The following is a 15,904-nucleotide window of genomic DNA, read 5'->3' as shown; positions in this document are numbered from 1 at the left end:
CCCCATCCCACCTGGGCAGGCGCTTCTGCCATGCCCGACAGAAAGGAACCACGATGGAGTGGATAGAAGAGACCGGCTGGGAGAGCTGGCTCGGCACCGGCGGCCTCATCGGCGTCGCAGTCGTCGCCGTCCTCCTGCTTCTGCTGATGGTGATGCGCTTCAAGGTGCATGCCTTCCTGGCGCTCATCATCGTCAGCCTCCTGACCGCGCTCGCAGCCGGCATTCCCGTCGGCAACGTCGTGGAGACCCTCGTCTCCGGCTTCGGCAGCACCCTCGGGAACGTCGCGCTCCTCGTGGCGATCGGAGCGATGCTCGGTGCGCTCGTGGAGACCTCAGGGGGAGCGCGGGCCCTTGCCGAGAAGATGATCGACGTCTTCGGCGAGCACCGCGCCCCCTTCGCCCTCGGCGTCGCCTCGCTGTTCATCGGCTTCCCCATCTTCATGGATGCCGGTTTCGTGCTGATGATCCCGATCGTCTACGCCGTCGCGCGGCGGCTCGGAATGAACCTGCTCGCCGTCGGGCTCCCGGTGGCGGCCGCACTGTCCACCATGCACGTGTTCCTGCCGCCGCACCCGGGCCCTGTCGCCGCGACGGAGTTCGTCGAGGCGAACCTCGGGTACGTCCTGCTGCTCGGTCTTCTCGTCGTGTTCCCGATCTGGTGGGTCTCCGGCCACCTCTGGGGGAAGGTCGTCGCGCGGCGCTTCTTCGTGGACGTCCCGGATGCAGTGTTCGGCGAGATGACCGGCGAGGAGGAGGAGATCGAGAATCCCCCGGGGGCGGGGACCGTGGTGTTCCTCCTGCTGCTCCCGCTCTTCCTGATCCTCCTCAACACCGGCCTGGACGCCCTGGGCACCGCCGGCGTGGTGGATGCCGAGGCCAGCTGGGTCGAAACTCTGCGCATGCTCGGCCAGACCCCGGTGGCCCTGCTGATCGCGGTCATCGCCACGACGCTCCTACTAGGCTTCCGCCGCGGACAGAGCGGCACGGCGATCGAGCGGACGCTGGACAACGCGCTCGGCCCGGTCTGCTCGGTCATCCTCATCACCGGCGCGGGAGGCATGTTCGGCGGCGTGCTGCGAGCCACCGGGATCGGTGACGCGATCGCCGACTCGCTCTCGGCGCTCGGCATTCCGCTGATCCTCGCGGCCTACATCATCGCCGCGGCGATCCGCGTCGCCCAGGGATCGGCCACGGTCGCCCTGACCACAGCTGCAGCGCTGGTCGCGCCCGGAGTGCTCGCGAGCGATCTGAGTCAGCTGCAGGTGGCGTGCATCGTGCTCGCCCTGGCCGCCGGCTCCGTGCTGGCGGGACACGTCAACGATTCAGGGTTCTGGCTGGTCTCCAGGCTCCTTCGAATGGACGTGAAGACGACCCTCCGCACCTGGACCGTGCAGCAGACCATCGAGTCCCTCACCGGGTTCGTGCTGGTCCTGGTCATCTACGGGATCGTCTCCCTCGTCTGACCTGCTCCGTACGAGAAGAGGCGCCTCCGCGACATCCGCGGGGGCGCCTCTTCGCGCGTTCACCTCGACAGCGGCTCAGCTCTGCGCGGCCACCGTCGCGAAGCGCGGATGCTCGAGGACCTCGGGGTTCACGAGGTTCCTGGGCCTCCGTCCGGCGAGCACGTCGGCGACGCCCTCCAGGGTGCGTCGCTTGAGCTCGGTGTAGGACTGCTCCGTGTACCAGGCGGCATGGGGCGTGAGCACGACGTTGTCGAGCGCGGCGATGGGGTGCGTCGCCGGCAGGGGCTCCTGCTCGTGGCAGTCGATGCCGGCACCGAGGATGTCACCGTCCCGCAGCGCCTCGACGAGCGCGTCCGTGTCGATGATGCCGCCACGAGCCGTATTGATGATCACGGCGTCGTCCCGCATCGCGGCGAGCTCCTTCGCGCCGATCAGCCCGCGGGTCTCGTCCGTCAGCGGGACGTGGACGGAGAGCACCTGGGACCGCTCGATCAGGTCCTCGAAGGACACCGTCTGGATGCCGTTCTTCCGACCCCCCGGGGTTGTGCTGCTGTCGTATCCGATGACCTCGTATCCGAGTCCGGCGGCCTTGCGCGCCGTCGCGGTCCCGATCAGCCCCAGTCCGAGCACGCCGAACACGCGATCCCGCATGCCGAAGATCGGCTTCGCCAGGTTGACGTCGTAGGTGCCCGCGCGAAGGCTGCGATCCAGGAGCGGGATGCCCCGAGCCAGCGAGACCGCGAGCCCGATCGCGTGATCGGAGACGGCCTCGGTCCCGTAGTCGGGCACGTTCGTGACGGCGATGCCTCTGGCGGTCGCGGCGTCGATGTCGACGGTGTCGACGCCCACCCCGTACCGGCCGATGGCGCGAAGATTCGGGGCTCCGTCCATCACCTCTGCGGTGATCTGCGCGTACTGCACGAGGATCCCGTCCGCGTCCCGGATGTTGCCGACCAGCATCTCTGGGGTCGACTGCTCGATGCGGAGCTCCAGGCCGCGCTCGGCGGCCACCGTGATCTCGGGCTCGAAGGCATCGTGGTCGCACTCGGTGATGACCACCGTGCGGTTCGTCATGTGGAGGTTCCTCTCTCGTGATTCGTGCGGGGCATGAGCAGGCATAGGGCCCGCCCCATCTGCACAGGTCGGTCAGCGCATCTCCGACACCGGGAAGGTGTCCATGTCGTCGAAGGACTTGTTCTCCCCGGCCATCGCCCAGACGAACGAGTAGGCGGACGTCCCCACTCCGGAGTGCACGGACCAGCTCGGGGAGATGACGGCCTGCTGATCGGCGACGGTCATGTGCCGGGTCTCGTCGGGGCGACCGAGGAGGTGGATGACGCGCGCCTCCTCGGGGAGGTCGAAGTAGAGGTAGCACTCGGTACGACGATCATGCGTGTGCGCGGGCATGGTGTTCCACATCGAGCCGGGATGGAGAGTGGTCACGCCCATGACGACCTGGCAGGACTGAACTCCGCCCTCATGGATGTACTGATTCAGCGTGCGACGGTTCGAGGTCAGCGGATCACCGAGCTCGCGAACGTTCCCCTCCCCCGGGGCGACGAGCGTGGTCGGGTGCGAGGCATGGGCGGGGGCGGAGAAGACGTAGAAGCGCGCGTCGGCCGCCGCCCCGGAGGAGAACGTCACCGTGGAGGCGCCGCGCCCGATGTAGAGGCAGGCCCCGTGGGCGAGCTCGTACGTCGTGCCGTCGACCTTCACCGTGCCGCCTCCTCCGACGTTCACGATCCCCGCCTCGCGATGCTCGAAGAACTCCTCCGAGCGGATCTCCGGGAACCCCTCCAGGGCCAGCGGCTCGTCCGTGGGCGCGATGCCCACGAGCACCACACGGTCGTGGTGGGTGTAGACCGCGCGCACCTCGCCCGGGCCGAAGAGGTCTTCCACCAGGTATCTCTCGCGCAGCTCCGAGGTGTCCATCCGCGGGATGTCGCCGGGATGGGTCGCGTAGCGCTGGTCGACGATGTTCATGGTTCTGCTCCTGTGGTGAGTGGTGACGGCTGTCAGAGGCCCAGCAGTCCGGGCAGCCAGGTGGAGAGGGACGGCGTGTAGGCGACCACGCTCAGCAGGACGACGAGCGCGATGAAGAACGGCACCAGATGGCGGATCACGTCCTCGATCCGGCGATTGGCCACGCGAACGCCCACGAAGAGGACCGGCCCCACCGGCGGCGTGATCGTGCCGATCGACAGCGCCATCACCATGAACACTCCGAAGTGGAGCGGATCCATGCCGAAGGCGGTCACCACCGGGAGGAGGATCGGGGCGAAGATCAGCACCGCCGGGGTCGCGTCCATGAAGGCCCCCACGACGAGGAGTCCGGCGATGATGAGCCCGAGGATCACGTACGGGTTCTCGCTGATGGCGAAGAGGCCGTCGGCGACCAGCGCGGGGATCCGCGCGTAGGACATGACCCAGCTCATGACGCTGGAGACGGCGATCAGGTAGAGCACGACCGAGGTGGTCCGGGCAGCGTCGAGGAAGATCGGCTTGAGGTCCGAGATCTTGATCGCCTTGTAGATGAAGGACAGGACCAGCGCGTAGAGCACAGCGATGCACGACGCCTCGGTGGGGGTGAAGACACCGACCAGGATGCCGCCGATGACGATGACGATCAGCAGCAGCGCGGGCACCGCGTCGAGCAGGATCTTGCCTCGCCGACCCCAGGACATCTTCTCCTGGACCCGAAGCTCCGGCCGCTTCCGGGCATAGATATACACGATGAACATGCACACGAGCGCCCAGAGGATGCCGGGGATGTAGCCGCCGACGAAGAGGCCGGCGATCGACGTGGCGGAGACCAGCGAGTACACGATCATCAGATTGCTCGGGGGAATGATCATCCCCGACGGAGCCGAGGCGATGTTCGTCGCCGCTGCGACGTTGCGGTCGTACCCCTCCTTCGCCTGCAGCGGCGCCATCGTCGAACCGACCGCCGCCACCGAGGCGACCGCGGAGCCGGAGACCGAGCCGAACAGGGCGTTGGCCGCGACGTTCGTCTGCATGAGCGAGCCGGGCGCCCAGCCGACGAGCACCTTCGCCGCATTGATGAGCCGGAGCGCGATGCCGCCGTTGTTCATGATGACGCCCGCGAGCACGAAGAACGGTATGGCGAGCAGCGCGAAGGAGTCGACTCCTCGGAACATCTGCTGCGCGGAGGTGAGCATCGCGTTGTCGAGGCCGATGGCGACGATCGCGGCGAGCCCGGAGGCGATGCCGACGGCGACCGCGATGGGGACGCCCACGGCGAGGAGCAGGAAGATCCCGACGAGGAGGATCAGGCCGATGAGGGTGGTGATGTCCACGATGTCTCCTAGAGAGCTTCTGCCTGCTCGGCCTCGAGAGGATCCATGCGACCCGCCCCGATCTCGACGAGGTGGTGGGCGCAGTAGAAGAGGGTCAGGACCCCGGACACCGGGATCGCGAGATACATCTGCCCGGCCGAGACGGGCAGCGCCGGGATGGTCTGCTCCCACGCGAGCGAGGCGATGGAGCTGCCGCCGTAGACGAGCACGAGCGCCGTGAACGCGAGGACGAGGACATGGCTCAGCATTCCGACGGCCTTCTGCGGCGCAGCCGGGAGCCTCCGGACGAGGAAGTCGACCGCGATGTGCCCACGCTCCCCGAAGACCAGCGCGGCCCCGAAGAGGCCGAGCCAGACGAAGACGTACTTCGCGAGCTCCTCGGACCAGCTGCTGGGGCTGTTGAGGATCTGACGGGTGAAGACCTGCCAGGCGACGGTGGCGACCAGCACGACGAACAGGCCGAAGCAGACCCATTCCAGTGCTCTGTCGAGCTTCTCCTTGAGCATGTTCATGACGTCGTCCTCTCAGTCCTCTTCCGCGACGGCGCGCACGTCGTCGTACAGCCGGCGGGTCACGTCGTTGTCGAGGCTCTCGTCGACCAGCGGCTGGACCGCTTCGCGGAAGGCGTCGAGGTCGACCTCGTTGAACTGGGCTCCCGCCTCCTCGGCGAGCTGATGCGACCGCTCGATCTCCTCGACCCAGAGCTCGCCCTCCTCCTCGGTGGTGGCGAGGATGTCCTGCTCGAGGAACTCGCGGCACTGCGGTTCCATGCGGTCGAGCGTTCCCGGGCTGGAGATGAGGTAGTCGGGGAATATCAGGTGCTGCGTGTACGAGTAGTACGGCGCGACCTCGTCGTGCGAGAGGTTCGCGTAGATGGACTCGTTGTTCTCCGCGCCCTCGAGGATCCCGGACTGGATCGCCGTGTAGACCTCGCCCTGTCCCATCGGCGCGCCCGAGCCGCCCATGAGTCGCAGCATCGCGATGTTCGTGTCCGACTCGATCACTCGGATCTTCATCCCGGCGAGGTCCTCCGGTGTCTCCACCGGCTTCACGGAGTTGTAGACGTTCCGGATGCCGCCATGGAACCCCGCGACGACCGTGATGTTCTTGTCCTCCAGAGAGCTGAAGAGCTCACCGGTGATCTCCGGGTCATCGAGGACCTCGCGCTGATGCTCCTTGGAGTCGAAGACATAGGGCAGGTTGAAGACGACGAAGTCGGGGTTGAAGTTCTCCATGAGGGAGCCGGCGACCATCGAGAAGTCGACGCTCCCCGCCTGGACGAGCTCGATCGTGTCGGCCTGCGGGCCGAGCGACTCGTTCGGGAAGACCTCGAGCGCACAGGCGCCTCCGGTCGCGTCGCGCATCCGTTCGCCGAGATGACTGAGAGCCACGTACTGCGGGTGGCTCTCGGGCTGGTTGAAGGCCACGCGATACACCGTCTCGGCCTCGATGCCCGAGCCACCTTCGAGGATCGCGCTCTCGTCGACGGGGGTGAACTGCGCACAGCCCGTGAGCGTCGTGAGCGCGGCAGCGAGCACACCGCTCAGCCACAGCTTGCACTTCATCGTGTCTCCTTCGCGGGCACGTCATCCGTGACGTCCCCCGTCAGCACTCCGCACCGCCGAACATCGAGCAGATACGTCCTCGATGGGGCGACGAGGTCCGGAACCGTTAGGTAGTTGAGGCGGTCATTGGGGCGCAACGGCTTCGCGCCGGCCCGACGCAGTTGTCAGAGTGGCTTCCACCGCTTTGCGTTCCGCTCTTCGAAACGCTAGTTTCATCATGCGTGACAAGCATAGACTGCGCGGAACCCTGTCGGCAACGACTCTCGAGGATCCAGCTCTCGACGTCGAGCCAGCGGGGGCAACCCCGGAGAGAATGGACCCCATGACGACGACGCCTCAGGACTCCCCCTCCCCCGTCGGCAGCGTCGACAAGGCGCTGTCCCTGCTCGAGGTCCTCGCCGAGGCGGGGCCCGAGGGGATGACCCTGCGCGACATCTCCGCCGAGAGCGGCCTGAACAAGGCCTCGGCGCACCGTCTGCTGCGCGCGCTGATGCATCGCGGCTTCGCCGAGCAGGCCGCCTCGGACCAGACCTACCGCCTGGGTGCCGCGCTCCCGCTGCTCGCCAGCCGCTTCGAGCGGGAGGAGAATCTGCCCGTCCTCATGGCGCCGGCCCTTGCCGCGATCTCACAGGAGGTCCAGGAGCTGGTGCACCTGGGCCGGCTGGACGGTCCGCATGTGCTCTACCTCGACAAGGTCGAGCCCGAGCGCGCGCTGCGGGTGTGGTCGCGGGTGGGCAGCCGGGCCCCCGCGGCCCGCACCGCGATGGGCCGGGCGATCCTCACGGCCGACGGCGTCCGCGGTGCGGGGCTGGAGTCCTACGCCCGGGCGAGCGAGGGCGCCGATGGCGGCCGCACCGTGACCCCCGCACACCTCGCCGAGGTCATCGCCGAGGCGGAGCAGCGCGGCTGGGCCTCCGAGGTCGAGGAGAACGAGGCGGGGATCGCCTGCGTCGGCGTCGCACTGGTGCGCCCGGGCGGCCGCTCGCTCGCGGTGAGCGTGACCGGCCCGATCGAGCGGATGGATGCGGCGCGGCGCGAGGAGGTCGGTGCGCTCCTGCGGGAGCAGCTGGCGACGCTCGCGCCGACGGGGTTCAGCGTCGCGACGCTCGGCTGACGCCTCGTCTCACAGCCCCAGCACCACCGTCGCGATCGTGAAGTAGATGATCAGCCCCGTCGCATCGCAGAAGGTCGAGATGAACGGGTTGGAGAACACGGCCGGGTCCGCACCGATCCGCTTGGCGAGCAGCGGCATCAGCCCGCCGACGATCGCGGCCATGATGCAGATCGACAGCAGCGTCAGCCCCATCACGATCCCGATCGACAGGCCGTAGACGAGCCCGGAGACCACGAAGCCGAGGGATCCGAGCACCGCGCCGAGCACGGCACCGACGCGCAGCTCCTTCCACACCACCCGCGGCAGGTCCCGCACGCGCACCTCCCCCACGGCGAGCGCGCGCGTGACCGTGGTCGCGGCCTGGTTGCCGGTATTCCCTCCGGTGCCGGTCAGCAGCGGGATGAACAGGGCGAGCACGACCACCTGATCGAGCCGGTCCTCGAAGATCTCCAGCACCTGCACGGTGAGGATCGCGGAGACCGCCAGGACCAGCAGCCACACGATGCGCGAGCGGACCACGCGCAGGATCGGGGTGGCGAGATAGGAGCGGGTCAGCGGCTCGGAGCCGCTGGTGCGGGCGGAGTCCTCCGCGTTCTCCCGCTCGATGATCTCCACCGCGTCGTCGACGGTGAGCACGCCGACGAGCCGCTCCTCCGCGTCGACGATCGGCATGGCCAGCAGCTTCGCGGCGAAGAACCGCCGGGCGGCCTCCTCCCGGTCGTCGGTCGCCAGGGCGCGGACGGCTTCGTGGGCGATGTCGCCCACGCGCTCCTCCGGATCGGTCAGCAGCAGACGGCGCAGGCCCACCACCCCCAGCAGCACGCGGGAGGAGTCCACGACGGGCAGGAGGTACACGGTCTCCGCATCCTCGCCGCGCTCGCGCACCTCGGCGAGCGCCTCGGCGACGGTCTGCTCGGGGCGCAGCGCGAGCACCTCCGGGGACATGTAGCGCCCGATGGCGTGGCGCGGGTAGCCGAGAACGGCGGTGGTCATCGCCCGCTCGTCGGCGTCCAGGCCGTGCATGAGGCGCTCGGCGACGGAGGCGGGCAGCTCGTCGAACAGCGAGGCGCGGTCGTCGGGGTCGAGGTCTCCGATGATCTCGGCGACCTGCGGGGTGCGCAGGGCGGAGATCAGCTCGGCCTGGTGGTCGGGGCTGAGGCCCTCGAAGACGGCGAGCGCGCGGGCCTTGTCCAGCACGCGAAAGAGCAGGGCGGCTTCGGTCGCGGGGCGGGTGTCGACGAGGTAGCCGAGCTCGGCGGTGGGCAGGAGCTGCGCCTCTCGGGCGAGGTGCTCGAGCTCGGCCTCGCTCTGCGGATCGCTGCGCAGCAGATCGAGGACGGTGTCGAGAGCGGCGGTGGAGGTCACGGAGCCATTGTGTCCGACGTGGCCGAGGGCCGGCCCCGCTCCCCCTCGAGCGCGGTGTGCGATGCGCCTAGTCGTCCGCCCGCGCGAGGCGAGACGGCCACCAGATCCTCTTGCCGATGTCGTCGGCCAGCGCCGGGACCAGGAGGGAGCGCACGACGAAGGTGTCGAGCAGCACTCCGAACGCGACGATGAAGGCGAGCTGCGCGAGGAACAGGATCGGGATGACGGCGAGCGCTGAGAACGTGGCGGCCAGCACGACCCCGGCCGACGTGATCACGCCGCCCGTGATGGCGAGACCTCGCGTGATCCCATCCCGTGTGCCGTGCGCCTTGGCCTCCTCCCTGACCCGTGTCATCAGGAAGATGTTGTAGTCGATGCCCAGCGCCACCAGGAAGACGAAGCCGTACAGCGGCACGGCCGCGTCCGCGCCCGGGAAGTCGAGGATCTGGTTGAAGACGATCGCCGAGACGCCCAGCGCCGTCCCGAAGGAGAGCACGGTCGTGAGGATCAGAAGGAAGGGAGCGAGCAGGGAGCGCAGCAGGAGCACGAGGATCACGAAGATCACTCCGAGGACCAGCGGGATGATGAGATCGCGGTCGTGGACGGCCGCGTCGTTCATGTCGACCGCGGTGGCCGTGACCCCTCCCACGTACACCTGCTCGGAGATCTCGTGCAGCGGCCCGCGGAGCGCGCGCACGTCCTCCGCGGCCTGCTCGGAGTCCGCCGCATCCACCAGGGTGGCCTGGATCAGCACGTCGCCCTGGGAGACCCTCGCCGCCGGGGATTCGCCGGGGACGAGCGACTCGATGCCGCCGTCAGCGCTCAGGGTCGCAGTGGTGGACGAGGAGCCGTCGACCGTGATCGACACTCCATCGACCGCCTCGCTCCCGGCGAGCACCCCCGCCACCTCCTCCATGTCCTCTTCGGGCGTGAGGACGTACACCGGCGAACCGGACCCCCCGGGGAAGTGCTCGCCGAGCGCGACCTGACCATCTCGCGCCTGGGAGTCGCCGAGGACCAGGTCCGACTGCGGGACGCCGTCGGCGCGCAGCTGCGTCAGACCGGATGCACCGACGACCAGCAGCAGGGTCGTGATGATCCAGATCGGTCGGGGGTGGCGGCGCACGAAGCGTGCCACAGCGGCCCACACCCCTCGTGCGGTGGCCTGGGCGCCGGAGGCGGACAGCTCGGGATCGTAGTGCGGGCGCCGCGGCCAGAACGCGACCCGCCCCAGCGCGTAGAGGACTGCCGGGAGGAACGTCAGAGCAGCCAGCATCGCGAACGCGATGCCGATCGCCGCGACCGGCCCGAGGGTGCTGTTCGACCGCAGATCGCTCAGCAGCAGGCACAGCAGGCCGGCGATCACGGTGCCGCCGGACGCCAGCACCGGCTCGATGGTGCCGCGGAGCGCGACGCCGGTGGCGATGCGCTTGCTCCGGTTCTCCCGCAGAGCCTCGCGATATCGTGCGACGTAGAGAAGGGAGTAGTCGGTCGCCGCGCCGATGACGAGGATGAACAGGATCCCCTGCGTCTGTCCGCTGAGGAGGAGGACTCCGGCCTTCGCGAGCCACCAGATGGCGAGCAGCGCGGCGGAGAGCGCGAGAACGCTGGTCAGCAGGACCGCGATGGGGAGGATCACCGAGCGGTAGACGAGCACCAGGATGACCAGCACCGCCGCGAGTGCGACCAGCAGCAGCACGCCGTCGATCCCGCAGCCGAGCGCGGCGAGCGCCACCACGGTGAGACTACCGGTGATCAGCGGGGCGATCGCGCCGGAGAACAGCGCGTTCATCACGAGGGTGAAGAAGGGCCTGGACCCGACCTTCGACCCCGCACCACGACGCGGAAGACGATCGTGGCCGCACCGCCCCAGACGCCCTGCAGGCTCCGCAGAGCGACGAGCGCCCGAGCCCGGTGGCGATCACCGCCCCGAACATCGCCACGATGCAGATCGCGAGGCCCGTCAGTATGACCTCCTTGCGGCCGAGGGCGTCCGATAGCGGCGAGGGTGGCGCGCGAGTACCCGGCCCACGGCCCCTCGGCCTCGCCGGCAGCGACCTGGAGGTCCTCCTCGTCCCCGGGCCGGCCGGAGAGCGGGTCCGGGGACGGGCTCACCACCCCGCCGGCGGCCGCTCCTGGCCGGCGGCGAGCGCGTTGAGCTCGTAGGCGCCTTTCCCGTCGATGCTCTCGCGCAGGATGTCGGCGTGGCCGGCGTGCCGGGCGTTCTCCTCGATCTGGTGCAGGGCGTACCAGCGCAGGCTCCAGCGGGTGCGCCCCTCGAACCAGGGCGCGTCGGGAACGGGCGCGAGCATGTCGAGGTCGGCGGCGCGGATCGCGGCGGCGAGCTCCTCCCCCACCTGGTGCAGCTGCGCGATGAGGGACTCCGGGGTGTCCTCGGGGCGCAGGGCGTCGGGGGCGAGCCCGCCCTCGGCCTCCAGCTGCTCCGGGGCGCGCTCGGGGTCGGCGCCCGGTCCGGGGGCGGCGGCGATGGACAGCGCCGCGCCGCCCGCGATCAGCAGGACGTGGCGGGCGAGCGCACCGAGGCTCATCCCGGAGGCGCTCGGGACCAGGGCGAGCTGCTCCTGGTCGAGCCCGTGGAGAGCGGTGGCGACCTGCTCGATCTGCTGCTGGGCGAAGGTGGCGAGGCTGTCGTTCTCGCCGGTGGCCTCCGGGGTCAGGAAAGGCATGGGGTGCTCCTCGGTGGGTGCGGATGCTGACAGGACCCACCCTCCGCACCGATGCGGACAGATCCTGTCCGCGAAGCGGGGCAAACTGTGCACCACCAGGACCGGACAGCGGTCGACGCGGGACGAGGAGGCGCGATGAGCGACGTGACCACGAGGGCGCTGCGTCTGCTGGCGATCCTGCAGTCGCGCTCGGTGTGGACCGGGCCCGAGCTGGCCGACGAGATGGGAGTGACCACGCGGACCGTCCGCCGGGACGTGGATCGGCTGCGGCAGATGGGCTATCCGGTGCTGACCTCGGCCGGGCACGGCGGCGGGTATCAGCTCGGCGCGGGCCGGGCCCTGCCTCCGCTGCTGCTGCGCTCCCCGGAGGCGGTCGCGGTCGCCGTCGGCCTGCGGCTCGCCGCGTCCTCGGGCCTCGAGGGGCTGGACGAGGAGGCGCTGCGGGCGCTGGCGGCGCTGGACCGGATCCTGCCCGCGCCGGTGCGCGCAGAGGTCGGCGCGGTCACCCAGGCGACGGGCGTGATCTCCCACCACTCCCCCGATGCGCGGTCCGAGGTGCTGCTGTCCCTGGTCACCGCGGTGCGGGACGGGGTGCGGGTGCGGGTGGATTACGAACGGGCCGACGGGGAGCGGTTCGAGCGGCGGCTCGAGCCGCGCCGGGTGCTGTCGATGGAGGGGCGCTGGTACCTCTTCGCCTGGGACCTGGAGAGGCAGGACTGGCGCACCTTCCGCTTGGACCGCATGCACGAGGTGAGCGCCTCGACCCTGCCGATCACCGACCGCCCCGTCCCGGACATCGAGGCCGCGGTGCGGGAGTCGATCACCGTCAGCGCCTATCCCACCGCCTGCACCGTGCGGATCCTGGCCCCGTGCGACGAGATCGCACCCCACATCCCGGCACGCTCCGGCACGCTCGAGGCCGACGGGGAGGACGCCTGCGTGCTCCGCACCGGCGCCGACGACCTGACCTGGGTGGCGCTGCACCTGGCTCGGGTCGGCGCGCCGGTCGAGGTCATCGACCCTCCCGAGCTGCTGGAGGAGATCCGACGGCTCGGCCGCTGGGCGGCGTCGGCCGGGCCGGGGTCGACCGGGCCGGGAGCGACCGCGCCGACAGGGACAGGGCCGTCGGGGACCGGGCCCGGGGCGACCGGGCCGGTATCCGAGCGGTAGGCCCCTGTGTCCTGCGGCGGGCGCGATCTATCCTGGTCATGATCCCCGGGGGCGGCAGCGGATCGCCTTTCCCCGAGGGAGAGGACCCCTCCGAACGGACTCGATGCGCCATGACCCCGTGCCGCTCCTCGCCGTCCCCCGCCGCGCCCCGGCGCCCGGCCGCGTCCCGACGCCCGGCCGCCCCCATACACCCTGCCGCCGCCGGGCGCGCCCTCGCGCTGAGCGGTGCGCTGCTACTGGGGGCCGTGCTCGCAGGGTGCCTCGCGGGGCCTGCGGCCCCGGAGGCGACCGAGTCCACGTCCGCCCCGGCGACGATCGCCGTCCGCCAGGACGCGCCCCAGGAGGTGCCGCTCGCCCCCGACCCGTCCCCGACGACCCCGTCGGCCGGGCAACACGAGGAGCCCGCTGCGAGCCTGAGGCCCACTGCGGAATCCCCGCCGCTGACCCGCACCCGGGTGGCCGGGGTCTGGCCGGATTCGACCTGGGAGATCGTCGACCTTCCCGGGAACGCCTGCGCGGGCAGCCTGCCGCGGGCGACGGATTGGGCGGTCGGCGAGGACTTCTTCCGCTGCGGCAGCGCGGACAAGCGACTGCTGGTCTGCCGCGCCGTCGAGGGAGGGCAGGCCGGGGAGGCGCTGTGCGTGCGCGATCCGCTCACCCGCTCTGCGGCCCGGATCCGCTCCTCGATGCTCGTCGGCTTCACCTCCCACGCCTCGGAGATGCCGAACCCGCTGGTCGTGGTGCTGGCCGACGGGACGCAGTGCGGAGCCGTGCCGCGCGACGACCTCGAGCACCGCGCGGGCCGGCAGTCCTGGCTCCACTGCGGCCCGGACTCGGCGCTGCTGCTGGACCAGACCACCGCGACGCACTACTTCAACCGGGAAGAACCGGTGTGGACGGCGGAGCTCGAGGAGCACGGCGGGGAGCCGCGGCGGGTCGAGGTGCGGGAGGTGCTCTTCGCGGCGAGCGACGAGGACCTGCGGGACTGGGGCTTCACCGCCGGCCTGACGGCCGACGAGATCCCGTGAGGGCCGGGGCCTCCGCGAGCAACCGGACCCTGGTCAGGGGATGAGCAGGCCGATCGCGGCGAGCACCGTCAGGCCCAGCACGAGCTTGTCGAAGACCGACTGGGAGATGCGACGGGCGACCTTCGCTCCCGCGAAGGCGGCCAGCAGCACGACCGGCACGAGCAGCGCGTCCATCGCGAGGGTCTCGGCGGTCAACAGGCCGAGCCCCGCGGAGAAGGGCAGCTTGAACAGGTTGATCGCGGCGAAGAACCACGCCGAGGTGCCCAGGAAGGTCAGCACCGGCATCCGCATCATCAGCAGGTACAGCGACATGACGGGCCCGGCGGCGTTGGCGACCATGGTGGTGAAGCCGCCGAGCAGGCCGTAGCCGACGCCCTGCGCGGTCGCGGCGGCGCCCTTGCGGCTGCCGCCCTCGGACTCGGCGCCGGTCGCGGGCCCGGGGGCCGAAGAGTGGTCCGACGCCTCCGGCTCCGCCGCGGTGCGCCGGGCGGCCTGAACGCGGCGGACGAGGGTGAGGGTGACCAGCGCCAGCAGGATCACGCCGATGGTGACGCGCACAGCGGTGTCGTCGACCGCGGCGAAGAAGAACACGCCGATGATCACGCCGACCATGGCGCTGGGCAGGAGGCGCACGAGGGTGCGCCAGTCCGGTTCCCGCCGGTAGACCCATAGCGCGGTCATGTCGCCGAGGATCAGCAGCAGCAGGAGCGCGGCGGTCGACTCCTTCGCGGGCATGGCCAGCGCGAACGCACCCGCAGCGAGGGTGCCTGCGCCGGGCAGCGCGGTCTTGGAGAAGCCGACGATGAGCGCGCCGAGCACCACCAGCAGCCAGGAGCTGGTGCTCAGATCGGGGAGCAGGGCGGCGAGGTCGGACACGAAGAGCGAACCTACCAGCGGGCGAGTCTGCGGTGCGCGAGGTGTCCGGGACGACGCGGCTCGACGACAAGGTCACAGGCCCAAGATGCGACCAGGTCGCGAAGGCGGGCGAACAAGGATCAGCCGCTGCGGTAGTCCCGACGGTCGAGGGATGCCTCGAAGCAGGACTGGTCCAGATTCGTGTTCCAGATCTTCCTCGACCCAGTCGGCCGCAGACTGCCGAACATTCTCCCGCCTTTCAGGTACCACGTCGCGGTCTCGATCTTGGCGCAGTTGCCAGGGTCCGCGATCGACATGTCGAAGACCTCGTCGAGAGCGGGAACCAGATCCGTGTCCCGCGACGCGAGGATCACTAGGTCCACGTCGGGTCGTCGAGCCTCCCTCACGCAAGCTAGGGCGCAGAGCACATCGATCCCCTTCTCCTTGCCGGGTCCGTTCGGGATCTTCTTACCGTTGATGTCCTGGACCGGCCGGTGGTCCGCGCCACGCTGGAACGAATACTTCAGGTCCCTGAGCTCGACGAACGCGCCAGATGCACGCCACTCCTTCGCCTGCGCCATGCAGATCGCGTTCTGTGCCGGATCGTAATCAGCATGAGGAAGCCCTCGATACACGACGACACGCGAGCACCGAGCGTGCGGGTATCCCTCCCGCTGCTTCGAGTTCCTCTCACTCACAGCACGGCGCGCGAAGCTCATCGGATCGATGACGGCGACATGGGCGGGTTGCCCCGGGGCGAAGACATCACGAGCTGTCAGGTGCACGTTCTGGTAGTCGATGATCACCGAGGCTCGAAGAAACCTCGGACCTGGCATGGGTGACAGCATCGGCACTCCTCAGGATAAAAAAACCCCGCCAATCCGAAGACGGCGGGGAGCAATGGCTGGACTGTACCCCGCCCGGCGCCGACTCTGTCAAGCGCCGGCGCCGGGGGTGGACAGAGGTTCACACGATCCAGCGTCGACCGGGAACTCGACCCCATCGGCATGGAGGCGTTCTCGAACATCAACAACGACGGTCTGCCCGACCAGGGCTACCTCCCAGAGCTGTGCAGAGCTCCCCTTGTCACCTCACGGTGTCGAGTGACGCTCCGTCGCTCTCACCCGATCCAGTCGACGCGGACCTCTCCCCCGTCGGCCCCGACCGCGGCGCGAAGCGCGCCGATGACCAGCGCCATCGCGCAGGCACCGGGGTCCATGACGCCCTTGGCGCTGTCGCCGACGTAGCTGGCGCGGCCGCGGCGGGCGGTGAGCTCGGCGGTGCCCTTCGCGGCGTCGATCGCGGCCTTCTCGGCGGCGCCGAGCGCGTGCGCGGCGTCG

At 70.0% G+C, this 15,904-nt stretch carries 15 protein-coding genes; 4 read left to right on the top strand and 11 right to left on the bottom strand.

What is annotated here, in order from left to right:
• Positions 1–53 precede the first annotated feature (53 nt).
• Positions 54–1,463 carry a GntP family permease gene (locus HMPREF3159_RS07200; protein ID WP_070500391.1) on the top strand — a complete coding sequence of 470 codons (1,410 nt, stop codon included), beginning with the start codon at positions 54–56 and terminating at the stop codon, positions 1,461–1,463.
• A gap of 75 nt (positions 1,464–1,538) precedes the next feature.
• Here the strand turns inward: HMPREF3159_RS07200 and HMPREF3159_RS07195 are convergent, their stop codons facing one another.
• The 5 genes from HMPREF3159_RS07195 to HMPREF3159_RS07175 form a co-directional block, all read right to left on the bottom strand.
• Positions 1,539–2,537, bottom strand: a complete 999-nt coding sequence (locus HMPREF3159_RS07195) for a C-terminal binding protein (RefSeq protein WP_070500389.1) — start codon at positions 2,535–2,537, stop codon at positions 1,539–1,541.
• 72 nt (positions 2,538–2,609) lie between these two features.
• Complete coding sequence (gene kduI, locus HMPREF3159_RS07190) at positions 2,610–3,446, bottom strand: 5-dehydro-4-deoxy-D-glucuronate isomerase (RefSeq protein WP_070500387.1); 837 nt, start codon at positions 3,444–3,446, stop codon at positions 2,610–2,612.
• A 32-nt stretch (positions 3,447–3,478) separates the two neighbouring features.
• Complete coding sequence (locus tag HMPREF3159_RS07185; protein WP_070500385.1) at positions 3,479–4,780, bottom strand: TRAP transporter large permease; 1,302 nt, start codon at positions 4,778–4,780, stop codon at positions 3,479–3,481.
• 8 nt (positions 4,781–4,788) lie between these two features.
• Positions 4,789–5,292: a TRAP transporter small permease gene (locus HMPREF3159_RS07180; RefSeq protein ID WP_070500383.1), complete on the bottom strand. Its 504-nt coding sequence runs from the start codon at positions 5,290–5,292 to the stop codon at positions 4,789–4,791.
• A 12-nt stretch (positions 5,293–5,304) separates the two neighbouring features.
• Positions 5,305–6,345, bottom strand: a complete 1,041-nt coding sequence (locus HMPREF3159_RS07175) for a TRAP transporter substrate-binding protein (protein WP_070500381.1) — start codon at positions 6,343–6,345, stop codon at positions 5,305–5,307.
• Between the two features lie 322 nt (positions 6,346–6,667).
• Between HMPREF3159_RS07175 and HMPREF3159_RS07170 the strand changes: the two genes are divergently transcribed.
• Positions 6,668–7,459 (top strand): IclR family transcriptional regulator, encoded by a 792-nt coding sequence (locus tag HMPREF3159_RS07170; protein WP_070500379.1) that lies wholly within the window; start codon positions 6,668–6,670, stop codon positions 7,457–7,459.
• A 9-nt stretch (positions 7,460–7,468) separates the two neighbouring features.
• On the opposite strand, the gene mgtE is transcribed toward HMPREF3159_RS07170, so the two are convergent.
• The 3 genes from mgtE to HMPREF3159_RS07155 form a co-directional block, all read right to left on the bottom strand.
• Positions 7,469–8,824: a magnesium transporter gene (mgtE, locus tag HMPREF3159_RS07165; protein ID WP_070500377.1), complete on the bottom strand. Its 1,356-nt coding sequence runs from the start codon at positions 8,822–8,824 to the stop codon at positions 7,469–7,471.
• A 67-nt stretch (positions 8,825–8,891) separates the two neighbouring features.
• Complete coding sequence (locus tag HMPREF3159_RS07160; RefSeq protein ID WP_246821537.1) at positions 8,892–10,616, bottom strand: MMPL family transporter; 1,725 nt, start codon at positions 10,614–10,616, stop codon at positions 8,892–8,894.
• Between the two features lie 319 nt (positions 10,617–10,935).
• The gene (locus tag HMPREF3159_RS07155; RefSeq protein ID WP_070500375.1) at positions 10,936–11,511 is read right to left on the bottom strand and encodes a mycothiol transferase; all 576 of its coding nucleotides are present in this window, start codon (positions 11,509–11,511) and stop codon (positions 10,936–10,938) included.
• A 135-nt stretch (positions 11,512–11,646) separates the two neighbouring features.
• Here HMPREF3159_RS07155 and HMPREF3159_RS07150 point away from each other — a divergent pair, with 135 nt between their 5' ends.
• Positions 11,647–12,681 (top strand): helix-turn-helix transcriptional regulator, encoded by a 1,035-nt coding sequence (locus HMPREF3159_RS07150; protein WP_070500373.1) that lies wholly within the window; start codon positions 11,647–11,649, stop codon positions 12,679–12,681.
• A gap of 245 nt (positions 12,682–12,926) precedes the next feature.
• Entirely contained in the window at positions 12,927–13,709 is a 783-nt protein-coding gene (locus HMPREF3159_RS07145) for a hypothetical protein (RefSeq protein WP_070500371.1), read from the top strand.
• Between the two features lie 33 nt (positions 13,710–13,742).
• Here the strand turns inward: HMPREF3159_RS07145 and HMPREF3159_RS07140 are convergent, their stop codons facing one another.
• From HMPREF3159_RS07140 to HMPREF3159_RS07130, 3 genes are all read right to left on the bottom strand, one after another.
• Entirely contained in the window at positions 13,743–14,585 is an 843-nt protein-coding gene (locus tag HMPREF3159_RS07140) for a sulfite exporter TauE/SafE family protein (RefSeq protein WP_070500369.1), read from the bottom strand.
• 119 nt (positions 14,586–14,704) lie between these two features.
• Positions 14,705–15,370 (bottom strand): PIN domain-containing protein, encoded by a 666-nt coding sequence (locus tag HMPREF3159_RS07135; protein WP_168165395.1) that lies wholly within the window; start codon positions 15,368–15,370, stop codon positions 14,705–14,707.
• Positions 15,371–15,684: 314 nt separating this feature from the next.
• Positions 15,685–15,904, bottom strand: a 220-nt coding sequence (locus tag HMPREF3159_RS07130) for a DAK2 domain-containing protein (RefSeq protein ID WP_141748117.1), incomplete at its 5' end; no start/stop codon positions are given.

This window comes from Brachybacterium sp. HMSC06H03 (assembly GCF_001807385.1).
Lineage (GTDB): Bacteria > Actinomycetota > Actinomycetes > Actinomycetales > Dermabacteraceae > Brachybacterium > Brachybacterium conglomeratum.
Note: the sequence above shows the minus strand (reverse complement) of the source record. Positions and strands in the feature narration are given on the sequence as shown.